Origin of the sequence: Bartonella sp. OC16QHHD, from assembly GCF_042194035.1 — a bacterium.
Lineage (GTDB): Bacteria > Pseudomonadota > Alphaproteobacteria > Rhizobiales > Rhizobiaceae > Bartonella.
Map to the genome: position 1 here is coordinate 1 of NZ_JBHIMJ010000093.1, position 3,462 is coordinate 3,462.

Annotated in this window: 4 protein-coding genes; all 4 read left to right on the plus strand. The window is 37.3% G+C overall.

Translation table 11 applies throughout. From position 1 onward, the window contains the following. The first annotated feature begins 50 nt into the window (after window positions 1-50). Entirely contained in the window at window positions 51-440 is a 390-nt protein-coding gene (locus tag ACFIK1_RS09360) for a hypothetical protein (protein WP_375662653.1), read from the plus strand. Window positions 441-735: 295 nt separating this feature from the next. Further along, window positions 736-1,488 (plus strand): hypothetical protein, encoded by a 753-nt coding sequence (locus ACFIK1_RS09365; protein WP_375662654.1) that lies wholly within the window; start codon window positions 736-738, stop codon window positions 1,486-1,488. 84 nt (window positions 1,489-1,572) lie between these two features. After that, on the plus strand, window positions 1,573-2,013 hold the full coding sequence (locus ACFIK1_RS09370; RefSeq protein ID WP_375612653.1) for a hypothetical protein: 441 nt from the start codon (window positions 1,573-1,575) through the stop codon (window positions 2,011-2,013). 381 nt (window positions 2,014-2,394) lie between these two features. Continuing rightward, on the plus strand, window positions 2,395-3,462 hold a 1,068-nt coding region (locus ACFIK1_RS09375; protein ID WP_375662655.1), incomplete at its 3' end, for a DnaB-like helicase C-terminal domain-containing protein.

The following is a 3,462-nucleotide window of genomic DNA, read 5'->3' on the forward strand; positions in this document are numbered from 1 at the left end:
AATAAACCCATTGGTAAAGTTATGGATTTAGATAGGGGATATTAAACCAGATGTTTTTAAAAAAACGTAAACAGAAGGGGGAAAAAAAGTTCGTTGCAACAGCGGTTGGATATGCACCATGGGGATTAGGGGTAGCTGAGTATTTTTACAATCTTTACGAATATGATGATGGTACAAGAGAATATGAAGAATTTGACGGTGGTCAGTATCATGAGATGCCTGAGAATGTTGATTACAGTACCAAGGCGCAAGTGAAAGCTTGGATATACGGTGGTGATTTGCCAAGAAGCGTATTGAGTTGCGAAGCGTTGATAGACGAGGTGAATAGGGAAATCAAAAAACGTACAGTTAAAGCAGTGAAAACTTATGATGATATAGACAACGAGCTAGAGAAAGCACTTGGTATTCAATTAGGTAGGTATCAAAATGAAAAAAATTGAAAAAAATAAAAAATACGTATTGACTTTAAAGAAAAGGTCGTTTATTAAGGTCGGCAAGTGCTCAAAACACTTAGCGAATAGCGGATAGACCACGAAAAGGTTTTTCCCATTTCTTAAAATACTGACTTTCTTTTGTGCTGTCTCTAGCATATAACGATTATGTCGGGTGTAGCTATGCCATACAATACCCTTCGCGAGGGAAAAGTATAGCGACGGACTATTCGCCGTGTTTTGAGCGCCCGGCGCCCTTATAGGGTTGTCAATTCAAAACTAATTTAAACGAATAGGTGTCAGCATGAACGCTACAGTTAAAAAGAGAAAACCATCCAAAAAATATGAATTGACTAATGAAATAGATCATATGACTGGTCTCACATTATACCGTATACGCGCCTTAAAAGATTTTGGAGATGTCAAGGCGGGGGATTTAGGTGGTTTTATAGAAAATGAAAGCAACCTATCGCATTATGGTACGTGCTGGGTATATGATAAAGCCCGCGTTTTTCAAAATGCCCGCGTTTCTGGGAATGCAAAAGTAAGAAGCTTTTTTGTAGACGTTTGTGGGAATGCAAAAATTTATGGGAATGCTATTTTTGAAGCTATTTTTATGGGAGGCAATGCGCGTCTTTATGGGAATGCTCATATTAAAGGTGCTGTTGTAATTGAAGGCAATGCACAAATTTATGATAACGCCCGTGTCACTGATCATGCTCATATTTCCGATAATGCTGTCATTTGTGATGATGCTCATGTCGGAGGCAATGCAAAAATAAGCGGTGCTGCTTATATTTGTGATGACGCGCGTGTTTTCGATGATGCCGTTGTATGTGGTGCTCTTATCTCAGGAGATTCTTATGTTCATAGCGCCGCTTCTTTAACAGCAGATGATCATATTTGGAATGAAGCATATCCCGAATTTGGTAGTGAAGATGATTATTATCGTCATGAGTATTATGATGATTTTGAAGACTATTATGATGCTGATCTTGAATCGGAAAATGATGACGATTTAGAATGTGAATTAGAATGTGAAAAAGAAGCTGCTTAATTAAACAATAGGGCGGTGCGGGGGCGCCTCCTTATAACCATTTCATTTAAAAATTTGTTTGAATATTAGATTAGGGAGCTACCTATGACCACTAAAACTGTATCCAAAAAATATGAACTTACTAATGAAACTACAGAAGTTAAAGACCATCTCTATGGTAGAGTTAGAACACTTTATCGCATTAAAGCTTTAAGAAGTTTTGGAAGTGTTAAAAAAGGAGATTTAGGGGGCTTTATTGAAAGTGAATACAACTTATCACATGATGGCAATTGCTGGGTTGGTGATGATGCCAAGGTTTATAATGCTGCTATGGTTTGGGGGCATGCGAAGGTTTTTGAAAATGCAATAATTTGTGATGAGGCGTGTGTTAATGGGTTTGCGAAGGTTTACGGTAATGTACGTGCTTATGGAAAGGCAATTATTGGTGGCAGGGCGCGTGTTTTTGGAGATACGCAACTTATTTTGGGGGCATGGGTTACAGGAAGAAAAGAGATTTCTACAGGTTTAATATCCTTTTGTAGATAGATAAAGACTGTAGAGGAATTGATTAAAGCGGCTGTGGCGTCTAAAAGATAGAATAAAAAAAAGCCGCGTCCTTTAAGACACGGCTTTTGTTTGCAACTGGAAACTTATACATTTTAAATGTTAAAATATATTACACAAAACGTGTAAAAATGCAAGCCTTAATACATAAAAACCGCATCAAAATGAATTGATACGGCTTTTATTATCAAAACAGCTAGCGATCTAAATAAACGATTAAAATAACCAATCGAAATATAAAAGAACATCTCTTTATTGCACAAAACGTATCAAAACGCAAGCTGTTAAGTAAAATAAAAATGGGATTCACACTGTAGATTCAGTGATTTATAATTATCATTTATCAAATCAATTTAAATCATAATGAATAAAATGAGCGCTGTTAAATTACCTTCTTTTCAAACAGAAGAACAATCTTCTTTTCGTCAACTACCCCATAATATTGAAGCAGAGAAAGCTTTGCTGGGTGCTATCATTATCAATAATAATGCTCTTGATAGCGTTTCTGATTTTTTAAAAGCAGAGCACTTTTTTGAACCGTTGCATCAAAAGCTTTTTGATATCATTTCACAAATCATTCAAAATGGAAAAGTTGCAGATCCCATTACTATTAAGCCCTTTGTTGAAAATGATGCGAAAATTGGTGACATCACTGTATATAATTACGTGGTGCGTTTAGCTACAGAAGCTGTAACAATCATTAATACTAAAGATTATGGGAGCGTCATTTATGATCTGTTTATCCGACGCTCTTTAATTAACCTTGGCACTCAAGTTGTGAATAGAGCTTATGATGTTTCTGTAGAACTTACAACATCACAACAAATTGAAACTGTTGAAAATCAGTTGTTTGAATTGGCAGAAAAGGGAAAATACGGGGGTGGGTTTGAAAATTTTGATACAGCCATTGCAAAAGCACTTAACATGGCAAGTGCTGCGAAAAAGCGTTCCTCAAGGCTCTCAGGGATCGCTACCCATATCAAAACACTTGATGAGAAAATGGGGGGATTACAAGCATCTGATTTGATTATCCTTGCGGGGCGCCCTGGGATGGGGAAAACCTCTCTGGCGACCAATATTGCTTTTAATATTGCCAATGCTTGCAAGCGTCATGATAACAGCCAAGCCAATGAAGGGGGTATTGTTGGTTTCTTTTCACTTGAGATGTCAACTGAACAGCTTGCAACTCGTATTATCTCAGAGCAAATAAAGGTTTCTTCTTCTGATATGCGCCGTGGTAATATCTCAGAAGAGCAATTTGCAAAAATTATTCACGCAATGCGTTCCTTACAAACAATCCCTCTTTATATTGATCAAACGGGTGGGGTGTCTATTGCACAATTGTCCGCTCGTGCAAGGCGTCTTAAACGACAACATGGTCTAGATGTCTTGATTATCGATTATATCCAACTCATGACAAGCGGTTCAAAG

Coding starts and splice junctions, on each gene's coding strand:
- ACFIK1_RS09360 (WP_375662653.1), top strand. CDS start 51: ATGTTTTTAAAAAAACGTAAACAGAAGGGGGAAAAAAAGTTCGTTGCA.
- ACFIK1_RS09365 (WP_375662654.1), top strand. CDS start 736: ATGAACGCTACAGTTAAAAAGAGAAAACCATCCAAAAAATATGAATTG.
- ACFIK1_RS09370 (WP_375612653.1), top strand. CDS start 1,573: ATGACCACTAAAACTGTATCCAAAAAATATGAACTTACTAATGAAACT.